The sequence below is a fragment of the Anaerobacillus sp. ABA4_114 genome (assembly GCF_056159065.1).
In genome coordinates this window covers 1636810-1653165 of sequence record NZ_JBSWUM010000001.1, presented here as the reverse complement: position 1 = coordinate 1653165, position 16356 = coordinate 1636810, and the positions used below count along the sequence as shown (strand labels likewise).

Genomic DNA, 16356 nt, shown 5'->3' with positions numbered 1-16356 from the left:
GAAGATTATTAGCTGTATTAGCTATCTTTCTGCAATTTTCTTCTAACCACTACACCTGTCGCTGCCATCGTAGCTAGAACAGCTGCCAATATCCACTCGATCGGCATCTGCTGTTCAGCAGTACCTCCCATACCTGTTTTTGGCATGTCCGTTGGCATACTCATTGCAAACTTGTCTGGGAACTGGTCAGTAAACGCTCCTGAAAGTCCTTTAGCAGGCTTGTACATATGAGCATAAGCTTCTCTTACAGAATCATATGCAGCATCATAATCTTCGTTTGTGTAGCTATCAAATGCTCCGACTAATTGATTCACGTGCATTTGGAGACCTTCAGCTAATGCATCCGACTTGAGACGGCCTTCTGTCGCTGTTTCTAAGAAGCTAGAGAAGTCAGCACGGTAGTTATCTAGAGCCTCTAATGCTTTTTCCTTCGCTGCTTCGTCTTCCGCACCTGTTGCTTGTACATATTCTACGAAGTTACCGATATGACCAGACCACATTTCATTAAACTTCATGCCAGCCTCTTCACCGTAAACTGATGAAATTGCTGCAGTGAGAGCTTCTGTATTTTGATTTAGAGCTTGCGCTGACGCTTCAAAGTCGTCTGAACCATCGATACCGTTCTGCATCGTCATCATTGCCAAACCAGCATGCTCTGAAAGCAGGTGACCAAGAGTTGCACGGAGGTCTGAGGCAGGTGTTACGGCTTTAGTCTCATCGAACTTCTCAGGGAATTGATCGGTAATCGCACTTGAGAAACCTTTTGCTACTCCATGCATGTGAGCAATCGCTTCACGTTCTTGTGCATAAGCTTTCTCGTAATCTCCTGCAACATAGCTATCGAATGAACCAATTAGCTGGTCGATGTGCATCTGAAGACCTTTTGTTAAAGATTCTGCTTCTAGACGTTCACCAGTTGCTGTTTCAAGGAATTTTGAAAACTCTTCTTTATAACCTTCAAGATTGTTAAGCGCTTCTTGCTTTGCTTCTTCATCTTCACTTCCTGTTGCTTTAACATAATCTACGAAGAATCCGATGTGGTCACTCCAGATTTGGTTGAACTGATTACCAGCTTCTTCACCGTATACTGAAGAAATTGCTCCCGTTAGCGCTTCTGTATTTTCGCTAAGTGCTCCAGCTGATGCTTCGAAATCATCCGCACCTTCTGCTCCTTTTCTCATCGTTTCAACTGCAAGGTATGCGTGCTCACTAAGTAGATGTCCTAGTGTAGCTCTAAGATCTGCTGCCGGCGTTTCAACTGTAGGCTTGTCCGCATGGTTACCGTGATCATCTGCAAATGCGCCTGTCGGCATCAATAGAGAAAAACTTAGTGGGACGATCATGAGTCCTTTCTTCCAGTCGATTACTCTTTTCTTCAAATTATTTTCCGTATTCATGTTACATCCACTCCCCTTAAATTTTTATACATCTAGCTAACGGAATGGATTAGAAGTTGGATCATCTTTTTTATGATTTTTTTAAAAATACTCGTGATAATCCTCTAGAACCCTTGATAATAATGGATTTAGAACGGTTATAGAATTTGGGGTAATTAGTCGTAAAATAAAAAAGACCCCTTATGCTACTCAAGCAAAGGGGCCTTTCAGTCCTGATTATTTGTAGACCATAATGGTTTGCATTTCTTTGAATCCAATATCTTTATAGATATATTTCGCAAAATTAGATGAGTATACATTTAAACGTATTTCCTCAAAACCTTGTTCTTTAAGATCACGAATACTTGCTTGTACTAATTTTTTTGAATAGCCTTTTCCTCGAAACTCTGGAAATACAAATACATCATAGATGAATCCGTGTTTGATACCCGTAAAGTAATCCGTGTTTTCTCCAATCAATACCCAACCCGCGATTTGATCGCCATCTCGATATACAAGATGATATCCCCCGCGTTCAAGGATTGAAGTAACGATTTCGATCGCTTTGTCTTCTTTTATAATTCCAGGGTTTGTCGTCCCCTCATTTACCGACTGAATTGAATTCGATAAGATGTATTCTTTTTCTTCGGCACTTGCACGTTCAATCAACTATGTCCCCTCCTTGCAGTTCTTTTATGGTATTTCTTTATAATGAAGCTTTGTTCCTGCTAGTTTATCGAATTGGGTAACTTTACCTCACTGCCTTACCTTTGCATAGATTGATGTGTCCCTCAATTGTTCTCCATCTATCGAAACGTCTTCATTCTGTAAAATTCCTTCTAGTGAAAATCCTAGTCGCTCTATGATTCTCATACTACGATTATTTTTCGTGTCACACCTTACTTCCACTCTTCTCGCATGTAATTCCTTGAACGCAAATTCTGTTATTGCTCGAACAGCTTCAGTCATATATCCATTACCAGAATGTCGAGTGTCAATCCAATACCCTACTTCAAATTTTCTAACGTTCCAATCAATTCTATGTAAGCCGGATGACCCTATAAAGTCCCCAGTATCTTTATGATAGATGTGTAACCTTAAATCTTCTCTTTTAAGAAAGGCGGCATGAGCTTCTCTTACGTTTTCTTCTACCTCTTCCTTAGATTGGTCGTTTTTCGCAAAGGGCATCCATAGCTTTAATTCAGCTCTTGATGCTTGAATCGATTCATGCACGACAAGACCATCTCCAGGGAGAGGACATCGTATATACAACCGTTCAGTATGAATCTCGTGAGGAAAATCTATTAAAATCGGTTTCATTTAGCAGCCTCCAAAACGTTATAAATGTCAGAATTATACCACTAAACCAAATGATTTGTCATTTATAGCCCAGCAACACTTTCACTCTGATCTCTTCTTTAAATTTGCCTTCTGAATGAATACTTAATAATTCACGTTTTACTTCAGCTTCAAAATCATCAACATTACTTCCCAGGTAGCTCTTCAATCCGTATGAAGTGGAATAATGATGACCTAATAACGTTTCGATTGTCCAATAATGCTCATAAGGTTCACATTCTACTTTTTCTATAGAAAATGGAGACTTCTCAATCACTTCTTCATGACTTAATGTAGGATGGGAATATGTACCGCTACCTGCTCGACGCTCCTCGCCATACCACTTCTTAGCAACCTTAGAGAATGCAATCTGCCAATCCTCTAAAACGTTATCTGGTTGATAATCGTCAATAACCGCTATTCCACCAGCTTTTTGGATTGTAGGATAAAGCTTTTCTAAAAAATGCGAACGATTCAGCCAGTGAAAAGACTTCCCCATTGTTACTAACTTAAATGATTCATGATGTTGAAGGTTAATAAATTTTTCTACATCTGCTAACTTCCACTCGATATTCGAAATTTTTAATAGATTTGCCATTTTACTTGCTTCCTGTAACATTCCTTCATCAACATCTACACCTACGATATGTTTTGACCAATCTGCTAACCTGATCGCAAGCTGACCTGGTCCACAACCTACATCCAACACTCGATCTTGAGACGACAGATGAAAACGGTCCACTACTAACCGAATGACTTCGGAAGGATAACGTAGCCTATACGCTGCATAAAATGGTGCCGCACCTTTAAATAGATCTGTGTAAATTTGAAACTCCTCCCAGAATCCCTTTTTGAAAGACGGTTTCTCTTATATACTTAAACAATACCATACTAGAAAGGAAAGAATCTCATGGATCTATCCGTATTACTATCATTCTTATTTGCTGCGGTAGTATTAACCCTCATGCCTGGCCCTGACAACTTGTTCGTGCTTGCTCAGAGCATTTCTCAGGATAAGCGGGCTGGTATCGCTACTTCTCTCGGATTATGCTCAGGACTTGTTGTACATATAAGTGCTGCCGCAATTGGAATATCTGCAATTCTGTACCAATCATCACTTGCCTTTTCAATCGTAAAATATTTGGGAGCAGCTTACTTACTATACCTTGCATTTCAAGCATTTCGCGAAAGGAAGCAATCTACACTCCTAAAAAACCAACGAGACCAATCTTATATCGCTCTTTATCGAAAAGGGATTATTATGAATATACTTAACCCTAAGGTTTCTTTATTTTTCCTAGCTCTTCTTCCTCAGTTTGTTAATCAACATTCAGGATATGCTTCTTTACAAATGGTGTTGTTAGGAATGATATTTATCGTCCAAGCTTTTCTTATCTTCACCTCAATCAGCTTGTTCGCTAGCAGTATCAAAGGACTTCTCCTAAAAAATTCAGCGGTCCTTGGGAAAATAAATGTAATCAAAGGTGTCTTGCTTGGGATCATCGGTATCCAGATCGCATTTAGCAGCAAGTAACATTTTCTGTTTAAGAAGTGCACATGACTAAAGCTCATAATGTCGAGTAAAGCCACGCGACTCCAATTCGTGTGGCTTTTTGAGTGCGCTGTTTCAAATAAATGGGTATTGGGTAATGGAGATTGTTAGTCACTTATATAGAGAGGAGAGCCTTCATGAGAAGTTTATACATTATCGGAACCGCTTTCTTTCTGTCAGGTTGTTCTTCCATCGCTGTATTAAATCCAAAAGGAACAGCGGGCGAAAAGCAATTGGACCTTCTCTTATTAAGTCTTTTACTGATGAGTATCGTACTAGCAGTTGTTTTTACTCTTTTTGTGAGATTTTTAGTAAAGTACCGCGAAAAGCCTGGACAGGAAGATGACTTCCCAACTCAAAAAGCTGGCAATAAAAAGCTCGAAATAAGTTGGATCGTCATCCCTTTTATTATCATCATCGTTCTTGCTGTACCTACTTTTGCAACAACTTATCAGCTTGATGAGCCTTTTAACAATGACCAAGATCCTTTAACGATTAAAGTGACAGGAGAACAGTTTCAGTGGTCGTTTTACTATCCTGAATATAACATTACCTCAAGAGACGAATTACGCATCCCTGTAGATCGCCCCATTACATTCAAGCTCTCATCAAAAGATGTTATCCATTCATTTTGGATTCCGCAACTAGGCGGAAAAAGGGATGCTCTTCCTGGAAAGGAAAACACTTTACGGATGACCGCCATCGAAACAGGTACATATAGCGGGAAGTGTGCTGAACTCTGTGGAGCGGAGCATGCTTTGATGACGTTTGATACGATCGTTTTAGACAAAGATGACTTTTCAACTTGGATAGAGAAAATGAAGGACGGTGAGAACAACTGATGAATAGCATCTATCATTATTTTCGTACATTACCATCAGACATCATTTTAGCTGACATATCTTTTGTGATCATCATCATCGCAACGACCTTCTTACTTACGAGATACCATAAATGGAAGTGGCTCTGGAGTTGGATCACGTCAACAGATCATAAGAAGATTGGCATCATGTATTTGGTTGTATCTTTCTTATTTTTTCTTAGAGCAGGGTTAGAAGCTTTATTGATCCGAATGCAACTTGCTTTTCCTGAAAATGAATTCTGGGTATTTCAAGGAGAACGATTCAACCAACTTACAAGTACACACGGAACAGTCATGATCTTTCTTGTTGCTACGCCGCTATTAATCGGATTGATGAATGTGATCGTACCATTGCAAATCGGTGCAAGAGACGTTGCTTTTCCATTCATGAATTCATTGAGCCTCTGGCTGTTTATTTCAGGGGGAATCTTAATAAACGTCAGCTTTATAGCTGGAGGTTCACCAAATGCTGGCTGGACTACATACGCTCCTCTATCACTCAACGAATTTACCCCGGGACCTTCGAACAGCTATTATCCGATCGGACTACAAGTCGCAGGACTCGGAACAATTATGGGTGCGATCAACTTTATCGTAACGATTATAAAAATGAGGGCACCTGGGATGAAGTTTATGAGGATGCCGCTATCAACTTGGTCAATGCTCATTACTTCGGTACTCATCGTGTATGCATTTTCCGCTCTTGCGGTAGCTTTGCTGTTATTAACGTTCGAACGACTTTTCGGAACAATCATCTTATCAGGATCTGAAGGAAATCCACTGATCTGGCAACATTTGTTCTGGATTTTCGGTCACCCTGAAGTGTATATCATCGCGCTACCTGCTTTTGGGATATTCTCAGATGTTATCAGTACTTTTTCGAAGAAGAAATTATTCGGGTATACTTCAATGGTGTTTGCAATCATTTTGATCGGATTCTTAGGGTTTATGGTTTGGGTCCACCACATGTTTACAGTTGGACTAAGTGCAAATATCAACGTTTTCTTCGCCTTGACTACAATGTTGATCGCGATCCCTACTGGTATCAAAATCTTCAATTGGTTGTTTACGATGCGTGGTGGACGAATAAGATTCGATACCCCTATGCTTTATGCTCTCGGCTTTATCGTAACGTTCGTAATGGGCGGTGTTACTGGCGTCATGCTTGGCTCAGTTCCAGCAGATTATCAATATCATGACAGCTATTTTGTTGTTGCACACCTCCACTATGTCATTATAGGCGCGACGATTTTCGGAGTGCTATCAGGGGTTTATTATTGGTGGCCAAAGATGTTCGGTAAGATGTTAAACGAAAAACTTGGAAAATGGAATTTTTGGACGTTTGTGATCGGATTTCATTTCACTTTCTTTCCGATGCATATTTTAGGATTGATGGGGATGCCGAGGCGAGTATTTACATATCCAGAAGGAGAAGGACTTGGTTGGCTTAATTTTGTGAGTACTTGCGGTGCATTTTTAATGGGAATAGGCGTTTTGTTTTTTATGCTAAACATCTATCTCACGACTCGGTACGGAAAATTTGTTCAGCAACACGACCCATGGATGAAGCGTGGACGAACGTTAGAGTGGACGGTTCCTAGTCCTCCCCCACCCTATAACTTCGCACGAATTCCAGTCGTAACTTCCGGTGAGCCGTTATGGACTGCCTATGAAGCACAGAAACACAACATCGATTTCGAAGGCGATTATGATGAGATCCATATGCCTTCTTCAAGTTCATTGCCGTTCTTTATGGGAATGGCATTTCTAATCGCTTCCTTTGGCTTTGTTTTCGAAATTTGGTCTGTAGCAATTCTAGGTATGGCTGGTGTCTTCACTACTATGACAATTCGGTCTTTCCAGAATAAGAATGGCTATTCCATACCGAAAAACAAAGTGATCTATAACGACAAGGGAGTGGGTTACTAATGCCATCTCTAGCTGAAAAAAACCTATTTAGCGACCACCATGCGCAAATGAATATTTTAGCTTTCTGGTTCTTGATCGGTGCAGAGGTAGTGGTATTTGGTTGCTTATTCGGTATTTATGTATCAGTACAGGAGTTAACCAACAACGGACCAGGAGCAAAGGAACTCTTCAACCTTTCTGAGATTATCGTAAGTACAATCGTGCTGTTGTCTAGTAGCTTTACATGTGCACTAGGTGTTTATACGTTAAAACTTGGTAAAAAAACGATGACCTTAGTTTGGTTTCTTCTTACAATCAGTTTGGGATTAGGATTCGTCATTCTTGAAGGAATTGAATTTATGGCTTATGTCGCGGAAGGCGCAACGATTAGTAGTAGTCCTTTCCTCGGTGCTTTTTATATGCTTTTAGGTACTCATGGAGCACATGTCCTCTTTGGGATCGTATGGATCTTTATGTTGCTCATTCAATTGATGATGTATGGGATCACTAAAGAAACTGCACCAAAGCTGTTTATTGCTAGCTTATACTGGCACTTTATAGATGTAGTCTGGGTCTTTATCTTTACAGTAGTCTATCTACTCGGAAAGGTGTGAGTGAAATGAAGAAAGAGAACGACCACCTTATAAAAATTTCGGTTATGTTCGTTACGATGATTCTTCTAACGCTTATTGCTTTCTACATCGTATACAGTGAATGGATCTCTAATGAATTTCTACCATATGTACTTATCTTCTTAGCGATGATTCAAGTGGTCATTCAATTGGTCTTATTTATGGATATTAAAGAAAAGGAGGGAAGGTATCGAATTACATCTGTTGCGGCAGGTGGGTTCATCGCAGTTCTAACGATTTTCTTTCTAGCTATATTATAAAAAGAACCAGGGGTGAAGTCCCCTGGTTCTCCTATTTTTCTCGCATACCGAAACTCTTACTTAGTAACAACAAAGACTCGTTAATCTTCCAAACATAATAGAGATCATTGATTCGACCTTTGAGTTCTTTATTATCTTTCCCCGCATCCAACTTTTCTACTTTGTCACGAATCGAATCCAAACTATACATGACGGTTTTCGAATTCCCGTGTATGCCCTTCGATAACGCTTCGATATTGTAATTGATAATATGATAAGTTTTCTTTAGCTCTTCTTCCAACTCAGGTACAGAGAGTATCGCTCTGTTTCGATTTGAAGAAGCAAGGAGGTGCTTTGCGTAGTAATTTATTGCAGTAACAACTGTAATCCACTGCTCAATGTTTGATTTCTGCATGATGGATACTTTATTTCTTAAGGGCTTCGCATCGTTTAGAACATTCTGGTATTTCTCATCTAACTCAAACGCCATGTTAATAAACTGGTGATGGGAGTTCGTTTCCGTATAAGAATGGAGGTAATCCGATACATACGTTCTTAATTTCACAAAGAATTCAGTTGCTGCGACAGCTACTTTTTCTTTTGTTTTTCTAGGATAGATTATAGCTGCGGCAAGGGAACCGATCGCCGCACCAACTAACGTATCGATAACACGCGACATAATAAGTTCACCCGTTATCCCACCCATTATGAAGTCATACATAATTGCAATGAGCGTAGTCATCCAGAACATCATGATTCCATATGATATAGGCATCAAATAAAAGGCAAGAAACACACAGCAAAACAATGTGATCAACTCAAATACCGGTTGTCCAGATAAGGAAAGCGCAATTCCAAAGCCTGCTATAGCCCCAAAAATTGTACCGATGGATCTCTCGGTTGCTTTCTGAAAAGTCATACCAACCGTATCTGTTCCTAACAATACGATAAAGGTTGATAAAAGCACCCAGTATTGATGTGCAGGCGATAAGAAATAGCCGACTACAATCGCCACACTACCAGCCACGATTGCTTGTAACGCTTTGTTCTTTGCTAGCCTTGCATCTTCTGATGTGTTGTCAGCTACCTCATCTGCCTGAACTTTCTTAACTGATTCCAGATTTACATCCCTTCGCTTCCCTAATTGCCTGGAGCTCTCTACTAAGTGATTCGATATCGCTTCGATTCTCCTAATTAACCAAAGCCAGTCCTTATCGACCTCATGATTTTTTTGCATGGCTTTTATCATTGAACTAAGTTCGCTAATAACCGATTCAGTTTTTTTTAGATTACCAACCACGTCATGAGTACGCAGTACTTCGGCATCACGTATCGATTCTACAACTTTGTACAACAGTACTCTTATGTTCGTATGTTGTAATACGTGCAGATCCTTTAAACGGTCTACAACATAATAAAGAGACTGTATTAGCATTTCTGCATCAAATATATAGAACCTCAATTGCTCAGCATCGATACCAGGCCAAATTTCCTCAGGCTCTGTGTTATTAAGAGAGCTTGAAATGACTTGAGAATAAGAATTGATCTTTTTAATATCTTTTCGAAGCTGAGAAGGTACAGACTGATTAGTAGTAGGGTTTGCAATCGCCTCTAACACCAGATCAAGGGTCATATTCGTTTGAGTGTGAAATGAGCGGACGCTATTAATCAACTCAACTTTCGGTCGGTTTTTTATGAGGTAAAACCGATATACATATGAATAGCCTCCTCCAATCACAATACCAAGAAGATACCACCCAATATCTTCTATCTTCAATTGTAGTAAAGTAGAAAAATATGTTGATAAAAATGCAACGGTGAACATTGCGAAATAACGGAACCCAAATTGCTGTAAATAATATGCTAGAAAAATGACGATTAAGAATAAGAAATCTATCGCAAATGGAATAATGCTTAAGTATGTGCTCACCGTTAACGCAACTGCACTTGAAACAACTAAAATCAGCGTAGAGAATTTCTTCTTTTTCTCTGTATCATCATTCACTAAAAATAATGTCAGTAAGCTAACGACTCCAGCTAATATAGAAGCAGGAAATGAAGCACCTAATGTAAAGGCAAAGATGAGCATAGTGAGTGACGAGGACAGAACGCTAATCGTAATACGTAAAGCCTGGTGTAATCTCGATCTTCCTGGATCTGCAGGAGTTACGCGAATAAGTGAATGAAGAAGCGACCTATGCATTGTTTTTTTCATAATTCTATTTTAGCTAAATTAACTTGTATGTTCCACACGTCGATTCGCTCCCCTTCTTTAGCACTTCCGGTGTTGTTTTTCTAATGAAATAAAAAGCCTTTGAAGACTATTATCTTCAAAGGCTGAATAGCTATTAAACCGTTTTTGGATCTTTTGGTGCTTTTGTCTTCTTCTCTGTACTACGTTGTTTTCTAGGCACTTCCTCACTGAAAGACTTAATCATTCCCCAACATGTAAACAATAGAATGATCGTTAGTGGGAACGCACTCACGATGATGGCAGTCTGCATGCTTTGTAGACCACCTGTAATCATCAGAACAACTGCAGATGCAGCCAACACAAAGCCCCAGCTGAACTTAACGAAGTTCGGTGGGTTTAAGCTACCGTTTGTTGTTTGCATACCGAGAACAAATGTAGCAGAGTCAGCTGATGTAATAAAGAAAGTAGAGATTAATAAGAGAGTCACGACCGTTAGGATACCTCCAAGAGGAACCTGCTCATAGAGATAAAACAATGCTGTTTCAAGTCCCTGTCCTGCAATATCTGTACCTTGGTTAAAGTCGAAGAAAATAGCTGAACCGCCAAACACTCCGAACCAGAATGCACAAACGACTGTAGGTACTACGGTAACAGCAATCATAAACTCTCTGATCGTTCTCCCCCTAGAAACTCGGGCGATAAACGTTCCTACGAACGGAGACCAAGCGATCCACCAAGCCCAATAGAAAATTGTCCAACCTTGAACCCATGACTCATTTTCTGGATTCATAGGTGCAAGACGCATCCCCATTCCGAAAATATTTTGTACATATTCACCAAAAGTAGTTACGAATAGGTCCAGAATAAATTTCGTCGGACCTAGGAAGATAAATAGTCCAAGCAAAAGAACAGCTAGAATCATATTCGTGTTACTTAAATATTTGATACCTTTTTTAATTCCCGTTCCAGCGGAAATTGTAAACAGCACTGTGATGACAGCGATGATGATCAACTGCACCGTGAAGTTGTTAGGTATATCCGTGAGGTAAGCTAAGCCACCATTAATCTGCTGAGCACCAAGACCAAGGGATGCTGCAACACCAAAGATCGTTGCAAATACTGCAATGATATCGATAGTGATCCCAATCGGTCCTTTCACACGATCTCCAAGCAACGGATATAGCGTTGCACTGATAAGACCTGGTGCCCCTTTTCTAAATTTATAGTAAGCAAGAGCAAGAGCAATAGTAGCGTAGATTGCCCACGCATGAAATCCCCAGTGAAGATATGTATATCTTAAAGACTGGTGAGCTGCATCAACAGTTCCACCTTCTCCTCCAAGTGGGGGCGTAGAAAAGTGAGACATCGGTTCTGATACTCCAAAGAACAAGAGCCCAATTCCCATTCCTGCACTGAATAGCATTGCAAACCAAGTTAACCTGTTATACTCAGGCTTGTCTGAGTCTTTACCTAGCTTAATATTACCAAATCTACTAAAAATCAAATAAATGGCAAAAATCAGGAAAAATGTTGCTGCTAATTGATAGAACCATCCAAACTGATTTAAAAAGAAACTTTTCGATGTGGTCATAACCTGGTCAAGATTCCCAGGCATAATCACGCCCCATCCTACGAAGACGATCGCGATTGCGAGGCCTATCCAGAATACTTTTGTTACTTTATCCATTCCATCCACTCCTCATTTTATTATGCAGCTAACGAAAATATCTAGTAAATAGTAACCACATAGTTACTAATCATAATAAATTTTCTTAAATTATTCAAATCCGTTTTTATGTTTAGTACAATATACCCCGTTCTTATCGACTAGAAACCACTGCTGATTCTCCTAAAATTCACCATAAATAAAAGCAGGGAACTCTTATCGTAGCCCTGCTTTTATCATCGCTTTTACAATCCTGAACTCATGACGATTTCACCTTTAGGAGTTTTACTCTTCGCATTCGGTTCTAGAGTGATTGCCACTGCGGTCCAATCATGATCTCCTTCGTATTTAACTTCGAAGGAAACGGCACCTTTTCCGTTTTCACTTGGTACAAATGAACCTGCTCTATACGGCTTTTCACCTTCTAGCAACCAAACTTGATACACCTGATCATCCTCTACACCTTCAAGATCATCTGCTTGAACAACTAGATTGGTTTTGCCATTGTCAGATACTAAAGCTGCCGCTCCTTTAGATGTCGAAGCTCCCGAAGGTTCTAACTGTACTGCTTTTAACAATGACGATACTTCTGTTTCAGAGGTTGCTCCTTCATCTGTGATATACGTATAAGCATTTCCAGCAAGCGATAGAAATAACGCAGCAGCTAGGGCTGGAGCTAACCATTTCGGAGATCGTTTGGCTTCATTCAAATGAGTTACATTGGAACTCTTTTCTTTCGTGTTTGTTTCGCCCATATCCTCAGACGCACTTTCAAAAACATTCTGAAGGACTCGCTCTTTCATTCCTGAAGGAGGCTCTTCTGGTGTCGAGAGATAAGGAAGGTCACTAGTTAAATCTTCCAGCTCTTGCAACTCCTCTCTACAGTCTGAGCAAGATTCAAGGTGAGCCTCGAACGTTTTCTTTTCTTCATCGGTTAACGTTCCATTGAAATAGTCAAGTAGCTGATCACAATTGTTTTTCATCTGAGACCCCTCCTTTCTCTGCCAGATTAGTTTTAAGATGTTTGAGTGCGAGTCGAATCCGGCCTTTTACAGTACCGAGTGGGAGGTCAAATTCTTGGGAAATTTTTTTATGCGTCATTCCTTTAAAATAAAACATCTCGATAATCCTTTTTTGTTCCTCTTTCAATTTAGAAACGGCCGCTCTTAGTACGACGCCTCTTTCTTTCCACTCGACTTGGTCTTCTACAGAAGCTTCATCACTATGAAGAGCATCTCGCTCATCTAATTCAAAATCTGGCTCTCTCGATTGTTTACGAAGATGATCGATAGCAGTATGACGTGTCATGGTCAATATCCAGGAAGAGAACTTCCCCTTTTCTTCACTATATTGAGCTCGACCTTTCCAGAGTTTTATGAACACTTCTTGTAGTACTTCTTCTGACAGCCCTCCGTCCTTTACGATGCGATAAGAAAATGAATACAGTAATTTTTCATACCGATCATAAAGGATTTCTAAGGCTTCCTTGTCCTTTGCCTGCACCCTCTCGTAAAGGGCAGCATCGCTCAATTCTCTCATACCATTCTCCTTTATTCTCACAAGTGATCTCCACCAGAAGAGTAGAATGTCTACATCTAGCTAACGTCTACCTCTCCTATTTGGATGTGTTTTTCAATGAAAATATATGGTTTTAACGAAAGAGAGCCCTTAATTAAATAGGACGCACTCTACGAAAAGCGACTGACATCGTCAGTCTAATAAGCTTCTTGTTTTCTGTCGTTTAGTATATCATACTGTTTTCACTGATACCGCAATCGACCTTAGCACTCATGGAATGCCTGTAGAACTTTTCACACACCTTTTGTTCATGTATGATTAAGAGTGATTAGAATAGAAGAGGTGACATCAATGGCTCAAAAAGTAGCATTAATTACTGGCGGTACGCGAGGAATTGGAAAAGCAATCGCTAGGAAATTCGCATCTGAAGGATACAACCTTGTTTTGAACTTCATGCGTAAAAAACGCGATGCAGAAGAAACAAAAAATGAACTTGAAAATGAATATGGCATCTCCGTACATATCGTTAAAGCAAACGTCGGTGAAGTGGCACAGATCACAACACTTTTTGAAGAAGCGGAAAACAAGTTTGGCAGGCTAGATGTTTTTGTAAACAATGCTGCATCCGGCGTTCTACGACCTATTATGGAAATCGAAGAAAGTCATTGGGATTGGACTCAGAATATCAACGCGAAAGCGTATTTGTTCGCCGCTCAAGAAGCCGCAAAAATTATGGAAAAGAATGGCGGAGGTGCTATCGTAGCCCTTTCTAGCCTAGGATCTATTCGCGCTCTTCCAAATTATGTAGCGGTCGGTGTCTCAAAAGCATCCGTAGAAGCAATCACACGCTATCTTGCGGTCGAACTATCTCCAAAAGGAATCGTTGTTAACGCAGTTTCAGGTGGAGCTGTTGATACAGACGCACTGAAGCATTTTCCAAATCGAGAAGAATTACTCGAATCTGCTAAAAAGCGAAACCCTGCAGGACGACTCGTTGAACCAACAGATATGGCAGATACAACATACTTCTTAACAACACCAGCAGCCAAGATGATCCGTGGTCAAACGATCATCGTCGATGGAGGACTGTCACTTTTAGGAGAATAACGCAGACGCTGCAATCTTCTTATTAAATACAAAAAAAGAGACAGCAACCTTGCTGTCTATGCTTGTAGAGAAAGTCTCGGTGTTGCAAAAAGAGGAATCTATTATTTCAGTTCTAATTTATGTTATTGGGTGATCAAAGGTTATAACCCTCATTTCGTCTGTTTATCCATTGGGACGGTGTTCGTTCTGGTTTAATTCTCATCAAGTAGGAGAGACGATCGCGGACTCCTGCGGTAGAACGGGCGGCCGAGTCCGGGGTGTGGGTTTCACCTCGGGCTTGGACGTTCGTCCGCGGAAAGCATGCGATCGTCATCGACTACGGCATCGGGAGCACTGAATTATGACATAGAATTATCGACAATCTGAGACAGCAACCTTGCTGTCTTTTTTCTTACATAAAATCAAAAAAGTATCTGATCACATGGAGGTAGACTGGTGAGGTATAAGCCAAGCTATCTACACGACTTAGGTAGCTTTTATTATGATCATACTGTACTCCCCCATCTCCAAGAAGCAAATCACGCTTTAACACCGATATAGTCAAACTCCCTAATCCACCGGCAACACTGATTAAGATGCCTGATAATATGCCAAAAGTTGAGACGAATGGCGTTAAGTAAGAATACGTAAAGAAGGCTGTTCCTGCCGTTATTAGTAGCGCACCTAGCACACCTTCAACGGTAATGTATGGGTTTGAAGAGGGTACGATCTTTCTTTTACCCACATATGCCGAAATTAAAAATTGGGCGACATCGTTCACCTGAGTAAGCAGAACAAGAAAGAGGACTAAATTCGCTCCATACGTCGGACTTGCGACCTGGAAATAAGCAAGATGACTCAAACCGAACACCATCAGCATCAACCCCCATTGTGTTGAGCTAACAGATCTTAAAAAGCCTAAAGTACCTTTTCCTATTATTCTAGGTAAAGGGAGGAGCAGAAAGACATAAACAGGTATAAAAACAATAAACATACCGTACCACTCGATAAGTATCCAATAGAATTGTATGGGTATCACGAGATACGCCCATAGGAAGATTCTTCGATCCGCCCTTCTCGTCTTCATCATGGAAAAGTACTCCTTTAATGCAAAGAAGCATAAAAACATCAATGAGAGTAAAGATACGATTGGATTGAATAAGGTCGCGAAGCAAAACACTCCAAACATACCCCACCACGTTTTAATCCGGACTGACAATATAGAATAATCCTTGTATGGATACTTTCTTTTAATAACTAGGAATAGCGAGTGTGTTATGGTAAGAATTACTAGTATAATAGATAAGGTCCAAATTGTGTTTTGCAGGGAAAACCACCCTTTCTGTAACACGCAAATTATATGTTGATCGGGGGACAGTATGGATCATACAGTCTATATCCTTTTATCTGATACGGGAACGTTATTTACTAAATCTATAAAAAGATACACCAAAGCTCCTTATAATCACGCTTCTTTAGCGTTTGATATCGAACTGAGAGATATGTATAGCTTTGGTCGCAAAAATCCTAACAATCCTCTACATGGAGGCTTTGTAAAAGAGGATGTGTTGACAGGTACTTACAGCAAATATCCCGAGACGACGTGCGTCATCTACGGTCTACAAGTAACGGAAAGAGAGGTTACTAAAATGAAGCGCGTGCTGGAGATTTTCATTAGAAATAAACAAAAGTTTCTATATAATATTCTTGGAGTACTTGGTGTATCGATTAACGAACCAGTCGAGTTCAGTAACTCCTATTTCTGTTCTCAATTTGTTGCTGAAGTGTTAGAACGCTCGGGCATCACCCTTTGGGATAAACTCCCCGCCTTAATCACTCCAGAAGATTTCAGAACGTGTGACAAATTGAACCTGGTATATGAAGGCAAGCTCACTGAATATCCACCGATTAAAGAACGAAAAACTCGTCCCTAATCGATTGTTACCGTGCATTTCTTATGTATAGAAAACCCGAACGCGAATAGA

16 protein-coding genes are annotated in these 16356 nt (G+C 40.2%); 7 read left to right on the top strand and 9 right to left on the bottom strand.

The window, feature by feature from the left end; genetic code table 11:
- Nucleotides 1–17: 17 nt before the first annotated feature.
- The 4 genes from ACXAEY_RS08255 to ACXAEY_RS08240 form a co-directional block, all read right to left on the bottom strand.
- Complete coding sequence (locus ACXAEY_RS08255) at nt 18–1364, bottom strand: copper amine oxidase (protein ID WP_474814772.1); 1347 nt, start codon at nt 1362–1364, stop codon at nt 18–20.
- Between the two features lie 249 nt (nt 1365–1613).
- Nucleotides 1614–2045: a GNAT family N-acetyltransferase gene (locus ACXAEY_RS08250; RefSeq protein ID WP_270179153.1), complete on the bottom strand. Its 432-nt coding sequence runs from the start codon at nt 2043–2045 to the stop codon at nt 1614–1616.
- A gap of 87 nt (nt 2046–2132) precedes the next feature.
- Nucleotides 2133–2696 carry a GNAT family N-acetyltransferase gene (locus tag ACXAEY_RS08245; protein ID WP_474811278.1) on the bottom strand — a complete coding sequence of 188 codons (564 nt, stop codon included), beginning with the start codon at nt 2694–2696 and terminating at the stop codon, nt 2133–2135.
- A 58-nt stretch (nt 2697–2754) separates the two neighbouring features.
- A complete protein-coding gene (locus ACXAEY_RS08240; protein WP_474814770.1) occupies nt 2755–3468 on the bottom strand; it encodes a class I SAM-dependent methyltransferase in 714 nt (237 codons plus the stop codon).
- 156 nt (nt 3469–3624) lie between these two features.
- Here ACXAEY_RS08240 and ACXAEY_RS08235 point away from each other — a divergent pair, with 156 nt between their 5' ends.
- The 5 genes from ACXAEY_RS08235 to ACXAEY_RS08215 all read left to right on the top strand — a co-directional run bounded on the left by ACXAEY_RS08235 (nt 3625) and on the right by ACXAEY_RS08215 (nt 7928).
- Complete coding sequence (locus ACXAEY_RS08235; protein ID WP_474811276.1) at nt 3625–4248, top strand: LysE family translocator; 624 nt, start codon at nt 3625–3627, stop codon at nt 4246–4248.
- A gap of 155 nt (nt 4249–4403) precedes the next feature.
- Nucleotides 4404–5108 carry a cytochrome c oxidase subunit II gene (gene coxB, locus ACXAEY_RS08230; protein WP_270179156.1) on the top strand — a complete coding sequence of 235 codons (705 nt, stop codon included), beginning with the start codon at nt 4404–4406 and terminating at the stop codon, nt 5106–5108.
- A complete protein-coding gene (gene ctaD, locus ACXAEY_RS08225) occupies nt 5108–7057 on the top strand; it encodes a cytochrome c oxidase subunit I (protein WP_474811274.1) in 1950 nt (649 codons plus the stop codon). The genes coxB and ctaD overlap by 1 nt, the downstream gene beginning before the upstream one ends.
- The gene (locus ACXAEY_RS08220; RefSeq protein WP_270179158.1) at nt 7057–7650 is read left to right on the top strand and encodes a cytochrome c oxidase subunit 3; all 594 of its coding nucleotides are present in this window, start codon (nt 7057–7059) and stop codon (nt 7648–7650) included. The genes ctaD and ACXAEY_RS08220 overlap by 1 nt, the downstream gene beginning before the upstream one ends.
- Before the next feature lie 5 nt (nt 7651–7655).
- Nucleotides 7656–7928 carry a cytochrome C oxidase subunit IV family protein gene (locus ACXAEY_RS08215; protein ID WP_474811271.1) on the top strand — a complete coding sequence of 91 codons (273 nt, stop codon included), beginning with the start codon at nt 7656–7658 and terminating at the stop codon, nt 7926–7928.
- Between the two features lie 31 nt (nt 7929–7959).
- On the opposite strand, the gene ACXAEY_RS08210 is transcribed toward ACXAEY_RS08215, so the two are convergent.
- From ACXAEY_RS08210 to ACXAEY_RS08195, 4 genes are all read right to left on the bottom strand, one after another.
- Nucleotides 7960–10122, bottom strand: a complete 2163-nt coding sequence (locus tag ACXAEY_RS08210) for an FUSC family protein (protein WP_474811269.1) — start codon at nt 10120–10122, stop codon at nt 7960–7962.
- 133 nt (nt 10123–10255) lie between these two features.
- Nucleotides 10256–11788, bottom strand: a complete 1533-nt coding sequence (locus ACXAEY_RS08205) for a glycine betaine uptake BCCT transporter (protein ID WP_474811267.1) — start codon at nt 11786–11788, stop codon at nt 10256–10258.
- Nucleotides 11789–12012: 224 nt separating this feature from the next.
- Nucleotides 12013–12750, bottom strand: a complete 738-nt coding sequence (locus ACXAEY_RS08200) for an anti-sigma factor (protein WP_474811265.1) — start codon at nt 12748–12750, stop codon at nt 12013–12015.
- Nucleotides 12734–13306, bottom strand: a complete 573-nt coding sequence (locus tag ACXAEY_RS08195; RefSeq protein ID WP_270179163.1) for an RNA polymerase sigma factor — start codon at nt 13304–13306, stop codon at nt 12734–12736. The genes ACXAEY_RS08200 and ACXAEY_RS08195 overlap by 17 nt, the downstream gene beginning before the upstream one ends.
- Before the next feature lie 330 nt (nt 13307–13636).
- Here ACXAEY_RS08195 and fabL point away from each other — a divergent pair, with 330 nt between their 5' ends.
- Nucleotides 13637–14392, top strand: coding sequence for an enoyl-[acyl-carrier-protein] reductase FabL (gene fabL / locus ACXAEY_RS08190; RefSeq protein ID WP_474811263.1), 756 nt, complete (start codon nt 13637–13639; stop codon nt 14390–14392).
- 391 nt (nt 14393–14783) lie between these two features.
- On the opposite strand, the gene ACXAEY_RS08185 is transcribed toward fabL, so the two are convergent.
- On the bottom strand, nt 14784–15698 hold the full coding sequence (locus tag ACXAEY_RS08185) for a phosphatidate cytidylyltransferase (protein WP_474814768.1): 915 nt from the start codon (nt 15696–15698) through the stop codon (nt 14784–14786).
- A 52-nt stretch (nt 15699–15750) separates the two neighbouring features.
- Here ACXAEY_RS08185 and ACXAEY_RS08180 point away from each other — a divergent pair, with 52 nt between their 5' ends.
- Entirely contained in the window at nt 15751–16305 is a 555-nt protein-coding gene (locus ACXAEY_RS08180) for a hypothetical protein (RefSeq protein ID WP_270179165.1), read from the top strand.
- Nucleotides 16306–16356 lie beyond the last annotated feature (51 nt).

Coding starts and splice junctions, on each gene's coding strand:
- ACXAEY_RS08210 (WP_474811269.1), bottom strand. CDS start 10,122: ATGAAAAAAACAATGCATAGGTCGCTTCTTCATTCACTTATTCGCGTA.
- ACXAEY_RS08200 (WP_474811265.1), bottom strand. CDS start 12,750: ATGAAAAACAATTGTGATCAGCTACTTGACTATTTCAATGGAACGTTA.
- ACXAEY_RS08195 (WP_270179163.1), bottom strand. CDS start 13,306: ATGAGAGAATTGAGCGATGCTGCCCTTTACGAGAGGGTGCAGGCAAAG.
- ACXAEY_RS08220 (WP_270179158.1), top strand. CDS start 7,057: ATGCCATCTCTAGCTGAAAAAAACCTATTTAGCGACCACCATGCGCAA.
- ACXAEY_RS08180 (WP_270179165.1), top strand. CDS start 15,751: ATGGATCATACAGTCTATATCCTTTTATCTGATACGGGAACGTTATTT.
- ACXAEY_RS08215 (WP_474811271.1), top strand. CDS start 7,656: ATGAAGAAAGAGAACGACCACCTTATAAAAATTTCGGTTATGTTCGTT.
- coxB (WP_270179156.1), top strand. CDS start 4,404: ATGAGAAGTTTATACATTATCGGAACCGCTTTCTTTCTGTCAGGTTGT.
- ctaD (WP_474811274.1), top strand. CDS start 5,108: ATGAATAGCATCTATCATTATTTTCGTACATTACCATCAGACATCATT.
- fabL (WP_474811263.1), top strand. CDS start 13,637: ATGGCTCAAAAAGTAGCATTAATTACTGGCGGTACGCGAGGAATTGGA.
- ACXAEY_RS08205 (WP_474811267.1), bottom strand. CDS start 11,788: ATGGATAAAGTAACAAAAGTATTCTGGATAGGCCTCGCAATCGCGATC.
- ACXAEY_RS08235 (WP_474811276.1), top strand. CDS start 3,625: ATGGATCTATCCGTATTACTATCATTCTTATTTGCTGCGGTAGTATTA.
- ACXAEY_RS08245 (WP_474811278.1), bottom strand. CDS start 2,696: ATGAAACCGATTTTAATAGATTTTCCTCACGAGATTCATACTGAACGG.